This is a genomic window from Pseudomonas sp. SST3 (genome assembly GCF_003325755.1).
Genome location: NZ_QORI02000004.1, coordinates 1 through 21,408, shown reverse-complemented (window position 1 = coordinate 21,408; position 21,408 = coordinate 1). Strand labels below are relative to the sequence as shown.

At 58.5% G+C, this 21,408-nt stretch carries 15 protein-coding genes, 4 pseudogenes and 1 other annotated feature; of the genes and pseudogenes, 9 read left to right on the top strand and 10 right to left on the bottom strand.

The window, feature by feature from the left end; all coding sequences use genetic code 11:
• Positions 1–31 precede the first annotated feature (31 nt).
• From DQ405_RS05160 to DQ405_RS05150, 3 genes are read right to left on the bottom strand one after another with little or no spacing between them, the layout of a single operon-like run.
• Entirely contained in the window at positions 32–1,141 is a 1,110-nt protein-coding gene (locus DQ405_RS05160; protein ID WP_003291553.1) for an S-(hydroxymethyl)glutathione dehydrogenase/class III alcohol dehydrogenase, read from the bottom strand.
• Between the two features lie 59 nt (positions 1,142–1,200).
• A complete protein-coding gene (locus tag DQ405_RS05155) occupies positions 1,201–1,425 on the bottom strand; it encodes a metal-sensing transcriptional repressor (protein WP_013970887.1) in 225 nt (74 codons plus the stop codon).
• Positions 1,426–1,485: 60 nt separating this feature from the next.
• A complete protein-coding gene (locus DQ405_RS05150; protein ID WP_031310677.1) occupies positions 1,486–2,229 on the bottom strand; it encodes an SDR family oxidoreductase in 744 nt (247 codons plus the stop codon).
• A 144-nt stretch (positions 2,230–2,373) separates the two neighbouring features.
• Between DQ405_RS05150 and DQ405_RS05145 the strand changes: the two genes are divergently transcribed.
• The 7 genes and pseudogenes from DQ405_RS05145 (at position 2,374) to DQ405_RS05120 (ending at position 11,652) form a co-directional block, all read left to right on the top strand.
• Positions 2,374–3,288: a LysR family transcriptional regulator gene (locus tag DQ405_RS05145; protein ID WP_021206411.1), complete on the top strand. Its 915-nt coding sequence runs from the start codon at positions 2,374–2,376 to the stop codon at positions 3,286–3,288.
• 153 nt (positions 3,289–3,441) lie between these two features.
• A protein-coding gene (locus tag DQ405_RS05140; protein WP_168423214.1) for an IS3 family transposase occupies positions 3,442–4,664 on the top strand; the annotation gives its coding sequence in 2 pieces (ribosomal slippage) (positions 3,442–3,727 and positions 3,727–4,664; 1,224 coding nt in all).
• Positions 3,720–3,836: a sequence feature (AL1L pseudoknot), on the top strand. Its footprint overlaps the gene before it by 117 nt.
• Positions 4,665–4,971: 307 nt before the next feature.
• The gene (locus DQ405_RS05135) at positions 4,972–6,111 is read left to right on the top strand and encodes a glutathione-independent formaldehyde dehydrogenase (RefSeq protein ID WP_003291480.1); all 1,140 of its coding nucleotides are present in this window, start codon (positions 4,972–4,974) and stop codon (positions 6,109–6,111) included.
• 668 nt (positions 6,112–6,779) lie between these two features.
• Positions 6,780–6,985 (top strand): annotated as a pseudogene (locus DQ405_RS28465) (VRR-NUC domain-containing protein); the annotation flags it as partial.
• A 129-nt stretch (positions 6,986–7,114) separates the two neighbouring features.
• Complete coding sequence (locus DQ405_RS05130) at positions 7,115–8,419, top strand: VRR-NUC domain-containing protein (protein ID WP_446730865.1); 1,305 nt, start codon at positions 7,115–7,117, stop codon at positions 8,417–8,419.
• A pseudogene (locus DQ405_RS05125) lies at positions 8,416–8,992 on the top strand (ATP-dependent DNA helicase); the annotation flags it as partial. The gene DQ405_RS05130 and the pseudogene DQ405_RS05125, both read left to right, overlap by 4 nt.
• Before the next feature lie 8 nt (positions 8,993–9,000).
• Positions 9,001–11,652: an excinuclease ABC subunit UvrA gene (locus DQ405_RS05120; RefSeq protein WP_168423213.1), complete on the top strand. Its 2,652-nt coding sequence runs from the start codon at positions 9,001–9,003 to the stop codon at positions 11,650–11,652.
• A gap of 79 nt (positions 11,653–11,731) precedes the next feature.
• Here DQ405_RS05120 and mobH read toward each other — a convergent pair.
• The 7 genes and pseudogenes from mobH to DQ405_RS28080 form a co-directional block, all read right to left on the bottom strand.
• Positions 11,732–13,573 (bottom strand): annotated as a pseudogene (gene mobH / locus DQ405_RS05115) (MobH family relaxase).
• 179 nt (positions 13,574–13,752) lie between these two features.
• Positions 13,753–14,247: pseudogene (locus tag DQ405_RS05110) on the bottom strand (IS66 family transposase); the annotation flags it as partial.
• A 266-nt stretch (positions 14,248–14,513) separates the two neighbouring features.
• Complete coding sequence (locus DQ405_RS05105; RefSeq protein WP_049326338.1) at positions 14,514–14,819, bottom strand: ArsR/SmtB family transcription factor; 306 nt, start codon at positions 14,817–14,819, stop codon at positions 14,514–14,516.
• Between the two features lie 138 nt (positions 14,820–14,957).
• A complete protein-coding gene (locus DQ405_RS05100) occupies positions 14,958–15,941 on the bottom strand; it encodes an LLM class oxidoreductase (protein WP_063543695.1) in 984 nt (327 codons plus the stop codon).
• A gap of 66 nt (positions 15,942–16,007) precedes the next feature.
• Positions 16,008–17,132 carry an alkene reductase gene (locus DQ405_RS05095; RefSeq protein WP_168423420.1) on the bottom strand — a complete coding sequence of 375 codons (1,125 nt, stop codon included), beginning with the start codon at positions 17,130–17,132 and terminating at the stop codon, positions 16,008–16,010.
• A gap of 63 nt (positions 17,133–17,195) precedes the next feature.
• The gene (locus tag DQ405_RS05090; RefSeq protein WP_003291466.1) at positions 17,196–18,695 is read right to left on the bottom strand and encodes an aldehyde dehydrogenase family protein; all 1,500 of its coding nucleotides are present in this window, start codon (positions 18,693–18,695) and stop codon (positions 17,196–17,198) included.
• 251 nt (positions 18,696–18,946) lie between these two features.
• On the bottom strand, positions 18,947–19,078 hold the full coding sequence (locus DQ405_RS28080) for a hypothetical protein (protein ID WP_003291465.1): 132 nt from the start codon (positions 19,076–19,078) through the stop codon (positions 18,947–18,949).
• A gap of 1,387 nt (positions 19,079–20,465) precedes the next feature.
• Between DQ405_RS28080 and DQ405_RS05085 the strand changes: the two genes are divergently transcribed.
• Together DQ405_RS05085 and DQ405_RS05080 are read left to right on the top strand one after the other, a co-directional pair.
• Positions 20,466–20,870 (top strand): DUF6957 family protein, encoded by a 405-nt coding sequence (locus DQ405_RS05085; RefSeq protein ID WP_049326336.1) that lies wholly within the window; start codon positions 20,466–20,468, stop codon positions 20,868–20,870.
• Positions 20,870–21,184 carry a hypothetical protein gene (locus DQ405_RS05080; protein WP_057380855.1) on the top strand — a complete coding sequence of 105 codons (315 nt, stop codon included), beginning with the start codon at positions 20,870–20,872 and terminating at the stop codon, positions 21,182–21,184. The genes DQ405_RS05085 and DQ405_RS05080 overlap by 1 nt, the downstream gene beginning before the upstream one ends.
• The last annotated feature ends 224 nt before the right edge of the window (positions 21,185–21,408 follow it).

The window sequence follows — 21,408 nt, the reverse complement described above, 5'->3', positions numbered from 1 at the left end:
TGGTGGTTGGTGTTGAATGGGTAGTGGGCGGTCAGTAGTGGATCACCGTGCGAATCGACTTGCCTTCATGCATCAGGTCGAAGGCCTTGTTGATGTCGTCGAGGCCCATGGTGTGGGTGACGAACGGGGCGAGATCGATCTCGCCTTTCATTGCGTCCTCCACCATGCCGGGAAGTTGAGTGCGGCCCTTGACCCCGCCGAAAGCCGAGCCCTTCCAGGTGCGACCGGTGATCAACTGGAACGGGCGCGTCGAAATTTCCTTGCCTGCACCAGCCACGCCGATGACGATCGACTGGCCCCAGCCACGATGTGCTGCTTCCAATGCCGAGCGCATCACGTTGACGTTGCCGATGCACTCGAAGGTGTGATCGACACCCCAACCGGTCATCTCGATGAGAACCTCGTGAATCGGCTTGTCGAAGTCCTTCGGGTTGAGGCATTCGGTCGCGCCGAAGGTACGAGCCAGCTCGAACTTCGCTGGATTGGTGTCGATGGCGATGATGCGACCTGCCTTGGCCTGGCGTGCCCCCTGAATCGCAGCGAGCCCGATGCCGCCGAGGCCGAAGATGGCCACAGAGTCACCCGGCTGAACCTTGGCCGTGTTGTGAACAGCGCCGATGCCGGTGGTCACACCGCAACCCAGCAGGCAGACATGCTCGGGATTGGCGTCCGGGTTGATCTTGGCCAGCGAGACTTCGGCCACCACCGTGTATTCGCTGAAGGTCGAGCAGCCCATGTAGTGGTAGATCGGCTGGCCGTTGTAGCTGAAGCGGGTGGTGCCATCGGGCATCACGCCCTTGCCCTGGGTGGCGCGCACCGCCACGCACAGGTTGGTCTTGCCGCTCTTGCAGAACAGGCACTCACCGCACTCGGCGGTGTACAGCGGGATCACGTGGTCACCCGGCTTGACCGAGGTCACGCCCTCGCCGACCTCGACCACGATGCCGGCGCCCTCATGGCCCAGCACCGCCGGGAACACGCCTTCCGGGTCCTCGCCCGACAGGGTGAAGGCGTCGGTATGGCAAACGCCGGTATTCGTGATCCTGACAAGCACCTCGCCCTTGCGCGGCGGCTCGACGTCGATCTCGACGATTTCCAGTGGCTTTCCAGGCCCGAAGGCAACTGCTGCACGTGATTTCATGATGTCGCTTCCTTTACTAGCTAACTAAATTTTCCCTCACCGAGGGCACCCTGGTGCCTCTACCGCAGGTAGGAGCGGACGATGGAGATGGTCTCGTCAATGGACTTGTTCTGCGAATCGCTCCTGATTTCGCTACTGGGAAACTCTTCCCGTAGATAGCTCTCCATAACCGTTGCCATCAATCCGTTGTCAGCCCCACGAACAGCTGCAAGCTGCTGAAGAATTGCAGGGCATTCAGCACCTGCATCGAGCGCTTGCTTCTTTTCTTCCGGGCCATGTGGCACTCACCGCTTTTCACTCCAGATAAGCGGGGCCTGACGCCGAAGAGACAGGCCCTCAACTCATTAGAACTCCTGCACGGTTGGGCGCAGAACGATCTCGTTAATATCCACGTCAGCAGGCTGCTCAATTGCGAAGGCGATAGCTCGAGCGACCGATTCGGCGGGAATTGCATGCTTGTAGAAGTCCACCACGAAATCGCGGCTCTGTTGGTGGGTGCTGCCGAATTTCAGTTCGGAGTCCACGGCGCCCGGTTCGATAGTCGTGGTGCGGATGCTGCCACCGACTTCGTGACGCAGTCCTTCGGAGATAGCCCGCACAGCAAACTTGGTGCCGCTGTACACGGTGCCACCTGGGCTAAACACCTTCAGGCCTGCAACCGATGCGATGTTGATGAAGTGACCACTGTTTTGTTTCTGGAAGACTGGCAATGCAGCCGCGACTCCGTACAGCAGACCCTTGATGTTGATATCGATCATGCGATCCCACTCGTCAGTGCGAGCATCGCTGAGCGGTGCAATCGCCATCAGTCCGGCATTGTTGACCAGTACATCAATGCGACCGTAGGTGTCCACGGCACCTTGAATGAGCGTTTTGACCTCTTCCTGAGAGGTAACATCGGTCTGATACGCGATTGCCTGACCACCTGCATTGGTCAGCTCAGCCACCAATGCGTCGAGTTTATCTTTGCGACGTGCAGCCAGCACTACGCGAGCGCCAAGCGCAGCAAGGTGGCGCGCAGTAACCTCACCCAGGCCGCTACTGGCACCGGTGATAACGACAACTTTTCCAGAAATGTTATTGCTCATGCTGAGAACCTCATCGGCGGGTTTGTACTTCGCCATGGCTGGTTAACCTGGCAGTGCGCAAACTTTAGACCCATGATTGATCTCAATAAATGGAAATGATTAGATTATGCTATTCCTGAAAATGGAATAAATGAGAGGGGCAACATGCTTAACCGCATGGAGATGGTTAGGATTTTTTGCACAGCAGCAGAGGCAGGTAGCTTCCGCCAAGCGGCAACTCGATTAGGCATCTCCCCACAAGGGGTGACTCGAGCCATTCAAGCCCTGGAAACTGAGCTTGGCGAATCACTGTTCCACCGCAATACCCGCCAGGTGAGCATCACTGCTTTCGGTCAGGATTACGCCAAAGATGCCAGGTCAGCTCTGGATCATTTCGATACGCTATTCCGGTCGCACAGGACGGAGCCTGAGCTGTCAGGTAGGGTGGGGATTACGGCTCCACATGCTATTGGCAGGCGCTTCCTGATACCGTTTCTTCAGCCCCTGGCCGCTGCACATCCTGACCTGCAATTCGATCTCCGCTTGGAAGATCAGATGACTGATGCTGTTGAGGCGCATATCGATATTGGTATCAGGGTGGGGGTTATTCGCGACCGGCGCTACGTTGCACGTGCCTTAGCTCCCGTGCCGTTTTACGTTGTCGCGTGCCCGTCTCTCATAGGCCAAAAGACACCACCTGAATCTTTGGATGCCTTAGCTAAGCTGCCACTTTCAGTCCTGATCGACCGGAAAAATGGCCGCCCTTGGCCTTGGCTATTTGCCGACGGGCAAACGTTCACGCCCAGGCAGCCAGCGCTTATCTGTGATGATCCAGATACGGAATTGGAAGCCACCCTGGCAGGCATGTGTTTTGGCCAAATTCCTGCCTATCTGGCTGAGCCTCATCTGCGGTCAGGAAAGCTGGTTGCTGTTTTGGCTGATCTCGCTCCAGCGCCATGGGATCTGTTCATATACCGCCCGCAGCAGGGTCCTGTATCGAAGCGGGTGCGATTGGTGTACGACCACCTTAAGCAGGCTTTCTCAAACCCCAAGCTATTTCCCCAGGGCCTGGGGACATAGCTTGAATACCTGCCAGCAATCGTCCGCTTTTGGCCCAGAGTGTGTAAAAACACTTTCACATCTTGTATGCCCCAGCCCACTGCGCCTGGGCGTAGTGATTTCCTGAATCGCCCCGGGTTTCGTGGAGGCCTCAGCTCTTGAGAAGATGAGGCCATGAGAAAGACTGCGACCTACTCCCCTGAAGTCCGTGAACGTGCCGTGCGCATGGTTCTGGAGCATTTGAACGACTACTCCTCCGAGTGGGCCGCCATTGAAGCCATCGCGCCGAAGATTGGCTGTGCAGCGCAAACGTTGCATGGCTGGATTCGCCGTCATCAGACCGACGCAGGTCAGCGTCCAGGCCCGACCACCGAAGAGCGTGAACGCATCAAGGCGTTGGAGCGGGAGAACCGGGAATTGCGTAAGGCCAATGAAATTCTGCGTCTGGCCAGTGCGTATTTTGCCCAGGCGGAGCTCGACCGCCGCACCAAGTCCTGAGGGCGTTTGTCGATCAGCATCGTGACCGTCTCGGGGTCGAGTCGATCTGCCGCGTGTTGCAGATCGCCCCGTCCGGTTACCGCAGGCACGTGGCTCAACAGCGCAACCCGGCACTGCGCTGTTGTCGTGCTCAGCGCGATGACGCATTGACCCTGGAAATCCAGCGAGTGTGGGATGCCAATATGCAGTGCTATGGCGCGGTGAAGGTCTGGAAGCAGCTGCGGCGAGAAGGCATCGAGGTCGCCAGATGCACGGTGGAGCGGTTAATGCGTCGGGCCGGATTGCAGGGCATTAGACGTGGCCAGATCGTGCAGACAACGGTGGCCGGCGACAAGGCCCTTTGCCCGCTGGATCGTGTCCAACGCCAGTTCCATGCCGACCGCCCGAACCAGTTGTGGGTGTCGGACTTCGCCTATGTATCGACCTGGCAGGGCTGGCTGTACGTGGCGTTCGTGATCGACGTCTTTGCACGGCGGATCGTCGGCTGGCGAGTCAGTACCAGCATGAAGACAAACTTCGTACTGGATGCCCTAGAGCAAGCCTTGTATGCCCGTCAGCCGCATTGCTCGGGTGGTCTGATCCATCACAGCGACCGTGGAAGCCAGGATGTCTCGATCCGCTATACCGAACGGCTGGCAGAGGCCGGCATTGAGCCTTCGGTTGGCAGCAAGGGAGACAGCTACGACAACGCCTTGGCCGAAACCATCAACGGGTTGTACAAGGCCGAGCTGATTTACCGTCAGTCATGGAAGAGCCGCGAAGCCGTCGAAATGGCGACTTTGAAATGGGTGCACTGGTACAACCACCAACGCCTGCTGAGCTCAATCGGATATATCCCGCCTGCGGAGGCTGAGGCAAACTTCCACCAGCAACAAGCAGGTCAGGCCATGGCGGCCTGACTTAAACGAAACGGCCTCCACAAAACCCGGGGCGATTCAGTTTGCGAATGCTTGAATCTTAGCGGTCTCCATTGGGCATCTCGATTTGTCTGCAAAAACGGAAAGTTTAGCCCAGTGCCGAGCAACGGCGACGTGCGCTTCAATAGAGGAAAATGGTCGTTTTAGAGCTGTTGCATCAGCCTCGAACGCGGTACCGCCCGTCAGGCTTTGACCAGTTTTCCTGAACAACGAGCGTTGCATGGGAGACGAACCAAGGTAGGAGCGAAAGCGCAATCGGCGCTCCTTTGAACTGACTTGGAGAACCCAGATGAAAGCAATCGTCTACAACGGCCCGCGTGACGTCAGCGTCCAGAACGTCCCAGATGCGAAGATCGAGAGACCAACGGATGCTCTCGTTCGAGTCACATCCACGAATCTTTGTGGTTCCGATCTGCACATGTACGAAGGCAGAACCACCTTCGAGACGGGTCGAGTCTTCGGTCACGAGAACCTCGGTGAGGTGGTCGAGGTAGGTGCAGGAGTTGAGCGCGTTAAGGTTGGAGACATGGTCTGCTTGCCCTTCAACATCGGCTGTGGTTTTTGTGAAAACTGCGAGAAAGGACTTACCGGCTATTGCTTGACCGCCAATCCAGGCAGCGCTGGTGCCGCCTACGGCTTTGCAGAGATGGGCACTTATGACGGTGGCCAGGCCGAGCTGCTGCGAGTTCCCTTCGCGGACTTCAACTGTCTCGTGCTGCCTGAGGATGCGAAGGAGCGCGAGGACGACTACGTCATGCTCTCCGACATTTTCCCCACGGGATGGCACGCAACAAGGCTGGCGGGGCTGCAACCAGGCGAGTCCATTGCCATCTACGGCGCAGGCCCGGTCGGCTTGATGGCGGCGCACTCCGCGCTTATCCAAGGCGCTTCGCAGGTCTTCGTAATAGACGATCAACCAGACCGCTTGAAACTGGCTGCCCAGATGGGGGCCACGCCAATCAATTCCGTCGAGCAGAAGGCTGTCGATGAAATCCTGAATTACACCGATGGTAAAGGCACGGATCGTGGGTGCGAATGCGTGGGCTACCAGTGCTGCGACAAACATGGCCACGAGGTGAATCACCTGACCATGAACAACCTCGTCGCCTCGACCAAGGCAACCGGTGGTATCGGAGTAGTCGGGGTATTCGTTCCCCAAGATCCGGGTGCCAAGAACGAGTTAGCCAAAGAAGGGAAGATGGCTTTCGACTTCGGTTCCTTCTGGTTCAAAGGGCAGAAAATCGGCACCGGGCAAGCCAACGTCAAGGCGTACAACCGCCAGTTGGCTGAGCTAATTCATCACGGGCGTGCCGCACCCTCGCAGATCGTTTCCCATCGATTGAAGCTGGATGATGGCCCAAGTGCTTATAAGCACTTCGATGCACGAGACAAGGGGTGGACGAAGGTTGTGATGAAGCCTGCGGCTTAGTGTTTTGAGTAGCCGTCTCCTGCTCGGGGCGGCTACTCGGATGCTGTATCGTTCGAATCCATGCGAGCATCAATGATGCTCAGGCAGGATCCAAGTTTCGCCGGTCATGAAACATCGTTCTGAGCGACTCATGGCGACTTTGGAAATCTGCCAATCGCCATGCTGTTCCTAAGCTTGAGTACCGACGGCTTGTGATCCTGATGAGAGAACGAATCGAATCTGCCAACCAGCAGCATCTTGTATTAGTCAGTTAGCAATGGATCTAAGGATTATTGCTGCGTGAGCTCCAGTCGCTGCCTTATGGTGAATCATCTCTATGGTATCGCGACTGACCGCTATTGGCCCAGAGTGTGTAAAAACGCTTCGTCAAAATTGAAGTACTCGCGTCTACGTGAAATCTGGAGTTTATCGGCACGTCAGCAAATGTGGATTTCTCCCAGATGCACGATTTCTAGCTTGTGTTTGAGTACCTGCCGCACTTGAAAACGTTTTTACACAGTCTCGGCCGGTACCTGCCTAACGCGACAGGCAGATACCGGCCGGGAGTCGCCAGTAGCATCGGGCTGGAGTTGGCCACTTTCACCTGCTGATACCGTCAGCTTCTGCGCCAGTTGATCCTCGGCACCGCAACACGGACAATCCTGTACAAGAATACAGTGATCACTACCATGTCCGTCTCGTTAGCCCCTGAGCTTTACTACCTCAGCAATTTCCGTACGGCACTCGCCTGGGTGGCTGAGCGCTATGCAGATCTACTGGCGGATGAAGAACGTGCCTTTCTCGACACCTTCAATACCCTGCCCTGGCCATCCCAGGCCTTGCTGGTGCGCATGATTAGCGCAAGGGCTGTCATTTTCGTCTGAGCAAGCTCGTTTACCCGGAAATCGGCGACTGCCTGGCTGCTGCCGATCCACTGCTTGAACAGGGATGGATCACCGAGCAGGCGCTGCTCACAGCCGATGAGATTGCCGAGCTGCTGCGCAAGGATGAGGTGCTGACTCATATGCCGCTCACAGACCGCCGCGCGGCGCAGAAAAAGGCCGAGCTGCTCGAACAACTGCGCGCAATGGAGCTACCTGCCCAGACCTTCACGGACTGGTGCCCTATGTTGGATGATCAGTTACTCAGCCTGATGGTGGGCGAGTTGTGTGATCGTTTGCGCCTGATGTTCTTTGGCAATCTGGCTCAGGACTGGTCCGAGTTCGTGCTGACGGATCTGGGCATCTACCGTTACGAATCGGTGGATATAGGCCCGGAGTCACGTGGTTTTCAGTGCCGCCAGGATCTTGAGGATTACCTGCACCTGCGCCAGTTACGCGTCAGCGTTGAGCAAGGCGCAGACCTGGCGGACATTGTACCGCCGTTGCTGGCGTTCAGTTCAAGCAACCCATACCTTTGCAGCCGCCAATCGTGCCTGCTGTTTCAGATCGCCCAGCAACTGGAGAGGAGCGGTGAGCTGGAGCAGGCCCTGCTGCTTTATCAGCAAAGCGCGCATGGCGAAGCCCGCTGGCGACAGATTCGCGTACTGGAACAACTGGGGCGCGATGCCGAGGCCTATGATCAGGCCCTGGCCTTTAGCCAAACCCCAGGCAGCTATGAAGAAAGCCAGCGCCTGGAACGAGCCCTCACCCGCCTGCAGCGCAAGCTCGGCCTGCAGATGGTGAAAAAGCCCAAGGCTGCGAGCGAAACCCGCATCGACTTGGTATTGCCGGCGCCGACACATGGCAGTGTGGAGATAGCTGTGCGTGATCACCTGCAGCAGGATGATGCTCCGGTGCACTATGTGGAAAATACCCTGCTCTGCAGCCTGTTCGGCTTGCTGTGCTGGGAGGCGATCTTCGCACCGCTGCCGGGGTCATTTTTTCACCCGTTCCACAGTGGCCCGGTGGACCTGCACAGCCCGGACTTTTATGCGCGCCGCCAACACCTGTTCAAACGCTGTCTACTGCAACTTGAACAACCCGACTACAGGCAATTGATCAAGGCTCGGTATCAGGAAAAGTTCGGCCTGCAATCACCCTTCGTCTTTTGGGGCATGCTCGATGAGGCGCGCCTGGAACTAGCCCTGCAGTGCATTCCCGCTGCACACCTGCACGCCTGTTTTACCCGCCTGCTGCGAGATCTGAAAGCCAACCGCGCCGGCATGCCCGATCTGATCCAGTTTTATCCGCAGGAACATCGCTACCGGATGATTGAGGTCAAAGGCCCCGGCGACCGCCTGCAGGACAACCAGAAACGCTGGCTCAGTTTCGCGGCTGAGCACGGTATCGCCGTTGTAGTTTGCTACGTGCGCTGGGCTGAGGCATGAGCTATCGGGTAGCGGTGCGGGCACTGTGCGAGTTCACCGCCAAGGAAGGTGACCTGGATCTGCGCTTCACCCCTTCCCCCACCGCTCAGGAAGGCATGGCTGGGCACCAGACAGTGGTTGATCGGCGGGGAGACGGCTATATCGCCGAGTTACCTCTAAGTGGCAGCTACCCCGGCCTGCTGGTCGGCGGCAGGGCCGACGGGTACGATCCGCAAGAGCGGCGCCTAGAAGAGATCAAAACCCACCGTGGCGATATCAGCCGCATTCCGGCCAACCACCGGCTGCTGCATTGGGCGCAGGTCAAGGTCTACGGCTGGCTGCTCTGCCAGCAGCTTGAGCTGGAAGAGTTGGAATTGGCTGTGGTGTATTTCGACGTGATGAGTCACGCCGAGCATGCCTTCAGCGACCACTTCACAGCCGCTGAACTGGAAGACTTCTTCAATCAGCAGTGCCAATTGTTTCTGAGCGGGGCTGAACAGGAAGAAGCACCGCATCAAGCGTGACGAGCATCTGCAGAGCATCAGTTTTCCCTACCACTCAGGAAGTCCCGTCCTGAGCGGGGCGAACTACAGGATAAGAACATGCCAAACAATACTTTCGGTGAATCCTCTTGTACCGCTGCGGCCAGCGGCCTCGTGCAGGTGCGTGGCGCGCGTGAGAACAACCTCAAAGAGGTGGACGTCTCTATCCCGCGGAATGCGCTGGTGGTGTTCTCGGGTGTCTCCGGCTCCGGGAAGTCCTCGCTGGCCTTCGGCACCATCTATGCCGAGGCGCAGCGACGCTACTTTGAGTCGGTGGCCCCCTATGCACGGCGCCTGATCGACCAGGCGGGCGTGCCGGACGTAGATGCGATCGACGGCCTGCCACCAGCGGTGGCGCTGCAGCAGCAGCGGGGGTCCAGCAATGCGCGTTCCTCCGTGGGCAGTGTGACCACCCTGTCCAGCCTGGTGCGGATGATGTATTCGCGCGCCGGCGCCTATCCCGCCAACCAGCCGATGCTGTACGCCGAGGATTTTTCGCCGAACACGCCGCAGGGGGCGTGCCCGACCTGCCACGGCTTGGGTCATGTGTACGAGGTGACCGAGGCGATCATGGTGCCCGACCCCTCCCTGAGCATCCGTGAGCGGGCGATTGCTTCCTGGCCACCCGCCTGGCAGGGCCAGAACCTGCGCGACATCCTGGTCAGTATGGGCTACGACGTTGACCGGCCGTGGAAGGACCTGCCGAAAAAGGATCGCGAGTGGATTCTGTTCACCGAGGAAACACCAACGGTGCCGGTGTACGCCGGTTTCACGCCTGCCGAAACCCGCACCGCGCTCAAACGCAAGATGGAGCCGAGCTACATGGGCACCTTCACCGGCGCCCGGCGGTATGTGTTGCACACCTTCGCCAATACCCAGAGCGCGCTGATGAGAAAGCGCGTATCCCGGTTCATGGAGGGCAAGCCGTGCCCCACCTGCCACGGCAAGAGGCTCAAGCCCGAAGCGCTGTCGGTCACCTTCGCTGGGGTGGACATCGGCGCGTTTATGCAGATGCCGCTGGACCACTTGGCGGCATTGCTCGAACCCATCGCACAGGGCGATTTCCGCGCCCATGCAGCGGGTGCGGCTACGGACAAGGAAGCGACCCGGCGCGAGCGTGCCGAACGCGCTGCCACCGGCCGTGCGGTCCATGCGGTATCGCCCGACGTGCGCCGTACCTCCGCGCTGTCGGAAGAAAAGCGCCTCGCCGCACAGCGCCTGGCTGGAGGCGTGATGGCGCGCCTGCGCCAACTGCGCGGGCTAGGCCTGGGCTACCTGACGCTGGACCGGGCCACGCCGACGCTTTCGGCCGGCGAGTTGCAACGCTTGCGGTTGGCCACGCAATTAAGTTCTCTGCTGTTCGGCGTCGTGTACGTACTCGACGAACCCTCGGTGGGCCTGCATCCCTCCGACAGCCAGGCCCTGTACGATGCACTCGACCGGCTGCGCGACGCGGGCAACTCGGTGTTTGTGGTGGAGCACGACCTGGACCTGATGCGCCGCGCGCAATGGCTCGTGGATGTCGGGCCGGATGCCGGGGAGCGTGGCGGCCGCGTGCTCTACAGCGGCGAGCCGGATGGCCTGCGCAAGATTGCCGAATCGCGTACTGCACGTTACCTGTTCGACGAAATTCCCGCACCCGGAAGCCGAGCACGCGAAGCGACCGGCTGGTTGGAGCTGCAGGGCATCCACCGCCATAACCTGCATGGCGTGGATGCGCGCATTCCGCTGGGCGTGCTGACAGCCGTTACCGGCATCTCTGGCTCCGGCAAATCCAGCCTCGTCGCGCAGGCCCTGCCGGAATTGGTGCTGCTGCACCTGGGCCACGAGCCTGAAGACGATGCCGCCGAAAGCGCCACCAGCGAAGGGCCGGCAGTGGTCGAAGCGACCGGCGGCCATCTGGCGGGCGACGTGGACGCCATACAGCGCCTGGTGCAGGTGGACCAGAAGCCGATCGGGCGCACGCCGCGGTCGAACCTGGCTACCTACACGGGTCTGTTCGACCATGTGCGCAAGCTGTTCGCCGCCACGCCCGATGCTCGACGCCGCCGCTATGATGCCGGACGGTTCTCGTTCAACGTCGCCAAGGGGCGCTGCGAGACTTGCGAGGGCGAAGGTTTCGTTAGCGTGGAACTGCTGTTCATGCCTAGCGTGTACGCGCCGTGCCCGACCTGCCATGGCGCGCGCTACAACGAGGCCACGCTGAAGGTGCAGTGGAACGGGCGCAACATCGCCGAGGTGCTGCAGATGACCGTGGACGAGGCCAGCGAATTCTTCGCGGGTGAAGACGCGGTGGCAAGGCCCCTGCAACTGCTGCGCGACATCGGACTGGGCTATCTGCGCCTGGGGCAACCGGCCACTGAGCTTTCCGGTGGCGAGGCGCAGCGCATCAAGCTGGCGACCGAGCTTCAGCGCAGCCAGCGCGGCCGAAGCCTGTACGTGCTCGACGAGCCGACCACCGGGCTGCACGCGTCGGATGCCGACCGGCTGCTGGTGCAGTTGCAGCGCCTGGTCGATGCCGGTAATACCGTAGTGATGATCGAGCACGACATGCGTGCGGTGGCCCAAGCCGACTGGGTGATCGACGTAGGGCCAGGCGCGGGCGCTGCCGGCGGCAGCATCGTGGTGGCGGGTTCCCCTCAGCAGGTGGCCCGAAAGTCTGGCAGCCGAACCGCTCCGTTCCTTGCACGGGAGTTGGCGCGGGCCGAGTAGCTTAGTTCGCCAAATGTTGCCAGCTTCGCGGGGCATTGATCGTCGCCACACGGTGGTGACGGTCGCTGCCCGAGTCGCGTCATCCTTCCTGAGTCAGAGCAAGATAGGGATTGTTGGGCGGTATTTCGGCGAATACCAAGGACCCATTTTCGAGGAGGTAGCCATGCAGTCGGCGGGACTTCCTCGGGCCCGTGACTTCACAGGTCCAAATGTTCAGGCCATTTGGGTGCTTGCGGTATAGCTGCAGTTTCTAAAAGCGCTTTTGCACCCACTGCCAATCCGGTTGCTTGTCCTGCCTGACCAGCGCATCCACCTGGGATGTTCCTACGCATAGCGCTGGAACACGCTGGGACTGACCAGGTAGGCGGTGTCGCTCACCGTATGCACGAGCGCCTTGGCGTCGTTGATGATGAGTCGCCGCGCGGCGACTCCCTGTTGCAGCCACGTCATGAAATGCTCCCCGGATGGTATCGCGACTGTTGGAGTTGATGCAGGTCCAGGCGCAGGGGTAAGTGGCAAGGGAGACGCTGCGGCTGTGGTTGGGGCAGGGACTTTCTCCACTGGATCTTCACCCTTCCCCATGTCGGCCGTGCGATCCAATCCAACCATCGCCAGCATGTCCTCCATGACGTCAGGCACGGGCGGGGCCGCAGTCGGCAAGGCGGTATCGCTGCGAGGGCATTCCCAAGGGGGAGTCTCCAGACCTTCGGGGGTTGGCTGCCCCACGACCGCGGGCGGTGTGCCTGGTGCACTGCCGTTGGTTTCCGCTGGCGTCGTGTCGATCGCCACCGTGCCTGCGAAAAGCGCTGGCCGCTCGCCGGATTCCCAGATCAGCGCGGGCGCGAGGCGCAACAGGGTGAACGAGTAGGACCAGCCGGTCGCACTGGTCACGGTCGCGCGCCAGACCGCCTTGCCGTCTGAGGTGGGCTGGAGCATGCCGTGGTTCTGCAGCACGTTGAAGACGGCGGTGTTGTTCACAGGAATGCCGTCGATCCCCTGAGACAGCAGGTGCGCGCGCAGCTTGTCCGAGACAGTCTTGCTCACCAGCCACAGCCCATCCTCAGTGAGCCAGCCATCGGAGGCTTCCGGCTGATTCAGCTTCAACGGTTCCTTGAGCAGGAAGCGCAGCCCGTCCAGCAGCTTGCGTTGCAGCGCGTGCCTGGGCGCGGCCATGGCGCGCGCGGGATCGCCGCCCAGTTCCTGTGCCACAGAAGCGCGATCAGCCTGCACGACCAGTTCACCCAGCACGCCGGCGTGCTCGTACTGCCCGGCCAAGACGTAGAGCAATGGTGCCCACAGAGACGGATAGCCGCTGAGCCAGTCTAGGAGCGGACCATCGAGCAATTGGCGGTAGAGCAGCCCTGTTGCGGCGCTGTGCAACCGGTACTCGCGGTCTTCGCGGTAGCGGAAGCGGTACGACTGGTGCAGCGGGCCCGTGCCAGGGATGCCACAGCGAGCCGTCTGCCAGCTCGACCAGCAGATCGACGGCCACCTTGCCGATGTCGTGCAGCAGCGCGGCGTAAGCAACGGCGGCGGTCCAGGCTTCCGACTGCGCCGCCTGGTCTTCGGGGCTGGCGCCGATGGGCAACAGATGGGACTGCCGCAGCTTGAGCGCATAGGCGACGATCTCCAACCCGTGATCCAGCATGCCGCCGGGGTAAGCGTGATGATGGCTCTCGGAAGCGGGGAATTGCTGGACCAGCTCGGCGTAGCGCTCCAGCGGCGTGCGGTACAGCGTGGCGAACTGCCGGCGCGACAGCGACGTGCGCTGCCAGATGTGTTCCAGCAGCTTCTGTCGGCGCGGTGTCGCCAGCAGCGATGCGGCCGATTCGGGCCGTAGCAGCCCTTTGGGGAGGTCGGTGGCGGGCGCTGGTGATGGGGCAGTGACCGGAGGCCGTTTTCGCTGGAACAGGGAGAGCATGTGAGTGTCCTCTGGGGGGGGCCGGCCGGGATGCCTTTTCGCCTTTTCGAGGTAGGGCCTTTCCCCTTGCACCCCCATTCCCTTGCCGTTTCGGCCCTTTGGCCTTTAACCGCTTCGGTATAGCGGGAAATGGGATGCGGCTCCAGCGTCAATGGGGAACCCGCTGGATTGGAATGGTCAGCGTCCTTCAGGTCACGCTCGATGCCGTAGAGCTTGTTGATCAGGCTCAGCGCCACGTCGGCACGCCCAGTCTTGCCCTTGGGCTGCACCTTTTGGGCTTCGACGAACTTGCGTCGCGCATGCGCCCAGCAGCCCAGGCGTTCGATGCCGTCGCGTGCAGCCACGGCGTTGTAACCGGCGTAGTCGTCGGTCATCAGGTAGCCGCGGTAGCCATCGAGCAGGCGTAGCGGCACCTCCTGCGCGCGGCTGGCTGTGTAGTCGAAAAGGATCACCGGCTTGTCCGGCGGCCCACCGCTTTGCACCCACATCCAGGATTGTGCCGAGGGGTCGCGTCCCGGTTCATGCAGCACCTGCAAGCGCGTTTCGTCGCAGTGCAACACGGGGTAGTCCAGCAGCTTGTCGCGCATCAGGTTGAGCAACGGTTGCAGTTGCTCGCCACTTTGGATCACCCAACGCGCCAGGGGCTGGCGTGGGATGTCGACGCCGTGGCGGCTGCCCCCTAAAGAAGGTTGGCCGTAGAAGAGCACTTGAAGGGCTTCGCGTCCTCTCTGGAGTGTGCTGTCTTTTGCGTGTACAGCCCCTGGTTTCAGCGTTATCAAGTGGCAGTTTTGCTATAGGAGCGTTTTTTCCGCGCACCGCATCACTGGTAATGCTGTTCGATCACTCGAAGCTTCGGATGATCTGATCGTTATTTGGTCAGATTGCTGTTTTTGACATCGGCAAAGACTGAAATCAGTCAGAAATACAAGGGTGTGCAGCCCTAGATTCTTTCTTGCAGCGCCTTGAAGAAGGCATCGATATTCTCATCGTGGCGTTTGTAGTAGGTCCAGGGGCCGATCCGCTGCGATGTCACCAATTGCGCGCGCTGTAGAGCTGCGAGATAAAGCGATGTCGTTGACTGCGAGAGGCCCGTGCGCTCTTGGATGATACTGACGCACACGCCTACCGTTTCTGGGTCGACTTCCTGCTCGGGAAAGACTGTCCTGGGATCCTTGAGCCAATTGAGGATGGCAAGGCGCGTCGGGTTCGCCAATGCTTTCAGGGCTTCGTTGACGTCAATAATCATGAATTTTTTGAGACCTGTTTTTTTCGATATCTAGATATCTTCCTGATTCGCGCATCAAATTGGAAGGCTTCGCCATGATCTCTGCGCGCCAGCCCGTCGCAATGACGGGCTGGTTTGGACTGGAATCCTATTGTCCTGTCAGGTAGGACTATCGGGCACCTGTGCGCCGAATTGCGGGACGATATGTTTGCCAAGTTCCTCGATAACCTCTGCTGCGGGGCGTTTACCATACTTGAGGTTCAGGATGACGTGATCTACACCGATTTCCTGAAGTGTATCCAGCAAGGCCCGCAGGTGGTTACGTCCCAGTCGGAATCCTAGATGGATAGGCGAGGGCGGCGTGGATGGGTGTTCGTCCAGGTCGATATACAGCGATTGCAAGAACGGCTTGTAGATAGTGCCACATTGTTTAGCCGTTTCCTGTCGCCAATCTTCCACGATGAGTTGCTGCATTTTTGGCGGACGTGGATAGTTGATCCATCCATGGCTTTCACGCGCGATCCAATCGAGCGGCTGGCGGCTGTGTCCGGTTACGAATAGCGGTATTTCCCGAGTCGTAGGTTTGGGAACGAGATCGGCCCCCAGTAACTCGCCGTGACTCCAGCGAATGGGCTCGAAGTGTGTTCGATGGGCTTGGCGTATCACATTGAGGTTTTCTTGAAAGGTCTCGCCACGCTGTTCTGGATCAACGCTGAATGCGGGAAACTCCACGGGACGATCGCCAGAGGCTACTCCCAGGAGCAAGCGACCTCCGCTCAACTGATCAATGCTCGCTGCGGCCTTTGCCGTGTGCAAGGGATTACGCAAAGTAAGGGCGATGGAGGCGGTGCCTAGTGCGATTTTTGTTGTATGGGCTGCCATGTAGCCCAGATACACCCAAGGGTCGAAAACCTGGCCGACATCGCCGAAGCTTGGGTCCCTGAGCGGCACGTCGCGAAACCAGAGCGCCGAAAAACCAAGTGCCTCTGCACGTTTGGCCAGCGCGACCTGATCTAACATGCTCGGTGTATCACCTTCGAAAGCCTCCAGGGGAAAGAACAGCCCAAGGCTTAGATGACCCTGCCTGAAGGTTCGTTTGAATCCCCTATGCTCTTGGTAGGGGATCGTGCTCGGTTGGTACATGCTTAACTTCCTCGGTCAGCAAACGCAAAGCCACGCCCCTGAGTTATGGGGCGTGGCTCTGAGCGTTTAGGATTTGTAAGTCGGGTAGTCGGTGTAGCCCTTATCGGTACCGCCGTACATGCTGCTTGGATCAACTGGGTTAAGCGGCCAGTTGTTGGCGATACGAGCGGGCAGGTCGGGGTTCGCAATGAAGGGGCGGCCAAAAGCGATCAGGTCGCCCCAGCCAGCTTTTATCACGCGATTTCCTCGTTCAGCGGTGTACTTGCCGGCATAGATAATCTTGCCGCTGAAGGTCTTACGAACAGCTTCCCGGAACGTCTCAGGCAGCTCGGGTGCGTTTTCCCAATCGGCTTCGGCGAGCGACAGGTAGGCAATGCCTACTTCCTCGAGGATCTTCACTGCCTCGATGTAGGTTTGGTGAGGATCTTCTTCGACCAGGCCAAGGTAGACGCGGTCTTCGTCTGTGGTCGCGAACAGCGGGGCGAAGCGAACGCCAACGCGCTCCTTGCCGACGACACCAGCAACGGCGAGGGTGATTTCGCGCAGGAAGCGAAGACGGTTCTGCAGCGAACCGCCATATTCATCATCACGCTGGTTGGTATGCGCCGAAATGAACTGGTTTACCAGGTACCCATTCGCGCAGTGAAGCTCCACCCCGTCAAAACCTGCGTCCAAAGCATTTCGGGCTGCTTGGGCGTAGAGCTCAACCAGTTCCTTTACCTCTTTGTTGGACAGGGCTCGTGGGGTCGAAGGGTCGGCCAGTGTACCCGTGCCGGGGCCAGTTTCGATGAACACCTTGACGTTGTCCGCGCGGATGGCTGATGGCGCGACGGGCGCTTCACCACCGGGTTGCAGCGACGTGTGCGACACGCGGCCCACATGCCAAAGTTGAGCAAAGATCACCCCCCCTTCGGCGTGAACAGCGTCGGTGACCTTACGCCAGCCTTGTATCTGTTCCGGGCTATGAATGCCAGGTGTCCAGGCATAACCCTGTCCTCGAGGTTCGATCTGTGTGCCCTCGGTCACCATGAAGCCAGCACCGCTGCGCTGACGGTAATATGTGGCCATTAGGTCGTTCGCAATATTGCCGGGTTGGGAGCTGCGTGAACGCGTCAGTGGCGGCAGAACGATACGGTTCTTGAGGGTGTATGGGCCCAGCTGAGTGGTTTTAAAAAGTTCTGAGTGTGTCATTTTGCTTACCTGCATATCTAAAATATTCGATGTTATAAGTCAAAAAAACATGGTTCAAGGAGGTCAGAAGAGCCCGAGCGGTGCTTCGTTGAGGCTGACGTAGATGTTCTTCTTCTGGCTGTAGGCTTCCAGCATTGACTTGTGAGTTTCCCGTCCTAGGCCAGATTTCTTATAGCCACCAAAGGGGGCATGGGCAGGGATCTCATGGTAGGTATTTACCCACATACGTCCGGTTTCCACCGCGCGTGCCACACGTAACGCCCGGTTGATGTCTTGGGTCCAGACTGCACCGGCTAGGCCGTACTCGGAGTCGTTGGCCATGGCGATGACCTCCGCTTCATCCTTGAAAGGAATGACGCACAGAACAGGGCCGAAAATTTCCTCGTAGGCGACGCGCATATCGTTGCGAACACCGACCAGAATCGTTGGCTGGATGAAGAAGCCGGCATCGTAATTGGCACCTGTGAGACGACCGCCGCCGATCAGTACCTCAGCGCCTTCCTGTTTAGCGATATCGACGTAGCCGAGGATCCGTTCCATCTGGGACTTGCTGACCTGTGCACCCATCATGGTGTCCGGGTTCAGTGGGTCACCCACACGCACAGCTTCGAACTTATGCTTGAGCTCAGCTAGGAATCGTTCGTAGATGGATTCGTGAACGAACAGCCGTGCGCCGGATTCGCAGACTTGGCCTTGGTTCCACAGGATGGCGAGGACTGCGCCTTCCACGGCCTTGTCCCAGTTCGCATCGGGGAAAACGATGTTGGCCGACTTGCCGCCCAGTTCAAGAGTGGCGGGAATGATTTTCTTCGCTGCCGCATTGGCGACGAGTTCGCCGACACGCGTCGAGCCGGTAAAGGCAAGCTTGCGCAGGTCCGGATGATCCAGTAACGCCTGCCCAACTGTGGTGCCTAAGCCTGTGACGATGTTGACCACGCCGGCTGGAAGTACCTTAGCGAAGATCTTCGCCAGTTCGAGGATGGTTACCGGGGTCAGCTCGGAAGGTTTGATGACTACGGTGTTACCCGCTGCGATGGCCGGAGCGATCTTCCAGGCGGCCATAAGCAGCGGGAAGTTCCACGGAATCACTTGGCCCACAACTCCGAGGGGTTCACTGAGAGCGATGCTGAGTGTTTGCTCATCCAGCATGACCGCCTCATCCGATTGGCTGCGGATTACGCCGGCGAAGTAGCGGAAGTGATCAATTGCCAGCGGGATGTCGACGGAGCGACTTTCACGAATGGGTTTACCTACATCAAGGGTTTCCAGAACGGCGAACCGATCGGCATCGGCTTCCAGCAGGTCGGCGATCTTCAACAACGCATTGGCGCGTTCCGCAGGTGAGGTGGTACGCCAGGTCATGAAGGCGCGCTGTGCGGCCTGCACCGCGCGGTCGACGTCGGCAGCTGTGGCGTTTGGGATGTTGGTGAGAATTTTTCCGTTGGCGGGGTTGATAATGTCGAGGGTTTCACCGTATTCGTCCGAAACCCACTGGTTGTCAATAAACAGGCCGTAGCTGCTGTCGGGAAGGTGATTCGGATGGGTATCGCTGGAATCTTTCATGGGGGGTGCCTCCTGAGGTTTCTAGCGCGGGTTACGAGTCCAGGCTATTCGCAATATTCATATATGTCAATATAACGCTATTGGTTCCGGCACGTGTGCATATTTCCACGCCCTTGCAGCTCACTTCTGGATCAGCTGGGAACGCGCCGTGCTTCGCGCCAGGGTTGCCTATGCAGCCAGCTCCCTTGAGCTTTTCATCATGGAGGCTGGCTGCATCAGGTATTGATGTTTGCGTTGATGTGCAGATGAAGTTAGAACGGCGCGTCAATATCGATGACGCTAATCAGCTTGTGATTGACGAATTCCTTGATGCCCAAGCCGATTAGCTCGCGCCCGTAGCCGGAGCGTTTGATTGCGGATTCCACGCTGACTCGGACACCCATTCCACGCACATCCGGACAGTGATTCCACGCTGACCCGGACACTCATTCCACGAGCATCCGGACACCGATTCCACGGCCATCCGGACACTTTTCAGGCAGGCAGACGGCTTGTATGGTCATTAGACATCCCGTTACGACAGGGTATCGAAGGCTGGCGCATTCAACCGACGTGCTTGATTGGCCCCGAATACTTCGCTATAGCATGATTATTGGTTACTAGGATGAAGCCTTCCGAAGCGGCTTGTCCGATGAGCACCCGATCAAATGGGCGCTGTGAAGGAGAGGCGAGGCCGCAGCCGTAATGGCGTGTCGGCTGGTCATGGACAGCTCCTTGTAGTCGCCGTCCAGAAGAGACCTTCTTAGTACTCCTGTATCGAACTGAAAGCTGGCTTTGCCCATCGCGTTTTGGCCGTTTCCCAGATGCTAGCGGCGCTGATGAACAGCTCATTGGCGCGATCCTCGATCATCTCCACAGCCCCGAGTTAGCTAACCTACTTAGTCTATCCCCTCGTTGGAGGGGCAGCTGTCATGGTCAATTGCAGGCTGTAAATAATTGCGGTTTTTCCGTGACGCTGCGGTTATATGGAATTATGGCTCAGCCATAATTATTGCTGAGCCATAATTTCCATCATTTTGTGGCCCCGCCGTACAGCTCGACGCGTGACGCGCTTCGTGCGTGCACTAGATAGGCAGCTAGATGTTAGTGAGCAGATCTCAGCGTACGCAGACTTTCTCGAACCTGCCCCTCGTTACAAATTACTCAGGTCATCCGCTTTCGTTTGCAATTTAAGCAGTCGCGAGGAGTCGCGGTACCCTTCCGCGTCACAGACGCGCCTCGCTTGTGGTGATTACCAACGGTGCGAAATTTCAAAATTCGAAAAGACGACTCCGAGCCGGTTGGATCAGCCTCGCATCGTCCGTGGAGATATGTCTTGATCTCAAATAGTGATTGGCCGCGCCTAGGGTAAGTCCGATAAGGATTATCTTTCTTGCTCTTCTGGTGCGTGAGTTCTGGCAATCCTTGTCAATATATACGTATTACAAATACCGATGGTCAGTGGTTGGCTTTTTCTTTTCTAAAAGTGCTTGACGAGCAGTGGTTGGAGCTGGATTATTTTATTGCATTGGTTTCAGGTTGCTGTTTTTTGTCCAATACTGAGCGTAGTGGGGCGATGCCATAGGCTTGCATCGATGAATAAGGTACTTGGTTTAATAATGGAGGTTGATGGGGTTGCGCTGCTCGCCTTTTGGACTCAGGCCATATATTAATAGTCAGAACTGACGCTCATTGGGAAACAAGCTTTTCATACTTGGTAGGTTTGTCAAGGTAGGGACGTTTTGCCCAGATTCTGCCTCTAGACATCTATGGCTCAGATAGAGAGATGGTATGGACGATTTAAAGAAAGTATCTCATTTGTTATACGCCCCGGGTGAGGTAATGCCTGGTATCGAGATGTCGTTAGCAGAGGCGTGCGCGCGTGGTTCAGCGGCTGCGTTGCTTGACGAGGTGCCTTTCTGTGTTGTGCGTGACTGGATCTGGATCGATCTCATCGTGCCTGACGCGATACGAGAAACGTTACAGGCGGCCGGGCAACAGCCCGCGATGGTGTATGCCGGCCGCGTGTTGTACGACAGTGCGAACCGTTTCCAAGAGGGTGACTGGGTGCGTACAACACAACTGATTGAGTTTGCCGATGGGTGCATTTTCAGAACGCGCAATACGCGATATGTGCTTGCTGGCCCAGGGGCTCGCAAAAGCGCCGAGCTCACTACTGTGTTGAAGATTTTTTGATGCGTAGTCAGATATTGGCGGGCATGGACGTACCAGACAACCGACACCCCGATGTGCCTTGCGACGTCTGTGGTACCTCCATGCGAGTGCCTGGGTACGGCGAACAGTTCGGTGTGCTGCAAGCGCACTGGGGATACGGCGCGCGACATGACGGTGAGCGTTATCGCGTACGGATGTGTGAAACCTGCTTCTTCATGACCTTGGCGTACCTGCGACAGGAGCGACGCATACATCATTTGTTTGGCGACGCCCCGCAGCATGAAGACTACAAGTTTGGGCGTATTGCTCGAGACGATTATTGGTTGGATAGCTAGCCGTTAGTCGGGGGGAGGCAACGAGTGTTGATCCGAATTTGGGTGCTGACGTGATGAGTTCAACTAAACGAAGTATCGACCAAACACGTGATGTATCTGACGCGTTGTCGCGAGCAATGGATATGGGCGGCGGCAAAAACTGAGTGCAACACCTGACCTTTCCGGTACGGTGCTGCCCCTATGTCTTATACCGAACTCAGCGTTGAAGAGCGCGCCACCATTCA

What these genes read in the sequence shown, in the direction of transcription:
- DQ405_RS05085 (WP_049326336.1), top strand. Translation starts at nt 20,466, where the DNA reads ATGGACGATTTAAAGAAAGTATCTCATTTGTTATACGCCCCGGGTGAG.
- DQ405_RS05105 (WP_049326338.1), bottom strand. Translation starts at nt 14,819, where the DNA reads ATGATTATTGACGTCAACGAAGCCCTGAAAGCATTGGCGAACCCGACG.
- DQ405_RS05120 (WP_168423213.1), top strand. Translation starts at nt 9,001, where the DNA reads ATGCCAAACAATACTTTCGGTGAATCCTCTTGTACCGCTGCGGCCAGC.
- DQ405_RS05100 (WP_063543695.1), bottom strand. Translation starts at nt 15,941, where the DNA reads ATGTACCAACCGAGCACGATCCCCTACCAAGAGCATAGGGGATTCAAA.
- DQ405_RS05135 (WP_003291480.1), top strand. Translation starts at nt 4,972, where the DNA reads ATGAAAGCAATCGTCTACAACGGCCCGCGTGACGTCAGCGTCCAGAAC.
- DQ405_RS05090 (WP_003291466.1), bottom strand. Translation starts at nt 18,695, where the DNA reads ATGAAAGATTCCAGCGATACCCATCCGAATCACCTTCCCGACAGCAGC.
- DQ405_RS05150 (WP_031310677.1), bottom strand. Translation starts at nt 2,229, where the DNA reads ATGAGCAATAACATTTCTGGAAAAGTTGTCGTTATCACCGGTGCCAGT.
- DQ405_RS05080 (WP_057380855.1), top strand. Translation starts at nt 20,870, where the DNA reads ATGCGTAGTCAGATATTGGCGGGCATGGACGTACCAGACAACCGACAC.
- DQ405_RS28080 (WP_003291465.1), bottom strand. Translation starts at nt 19,078, where the DNA reads ATGGGTGTCCGAGTCAGCGTGGAATCCGCAATCAAACGCTCCGGCTAC.
- DQ405_RS05145 (WP_021206411.1), top strand. Translation starts at nt 2,374, where the DNA reads ATGCTTAACCGCATGGAGATGGTTAGGATTTTTTGCACAGCAGCAGAG.
- DQ405_RS05130 (WP_446730865.1), top strand. Translation starts at nt 7,115, where the DNA reads ATGCCGCTCACAGACCGCCGCGCGGCGCAGAAAAAGGCCGAGCTGCTC.
- DQ405_RS05160 (WP_003291553.1), bottom strand. Translation starts at nt 1,141, where the DNA reads ATGAAATCACGTGCAGCAGTTGCCTTCGGGCCTGGAAAGCCACTGGAA.
- DQ405_RS05095 (WP_168423420.1), bottom strand. Translation starts at nt 17,132, where the DNA reads ATGACACACTCAGAACTTTTTAAAACCACTCAGCTGGGCCCATACACC.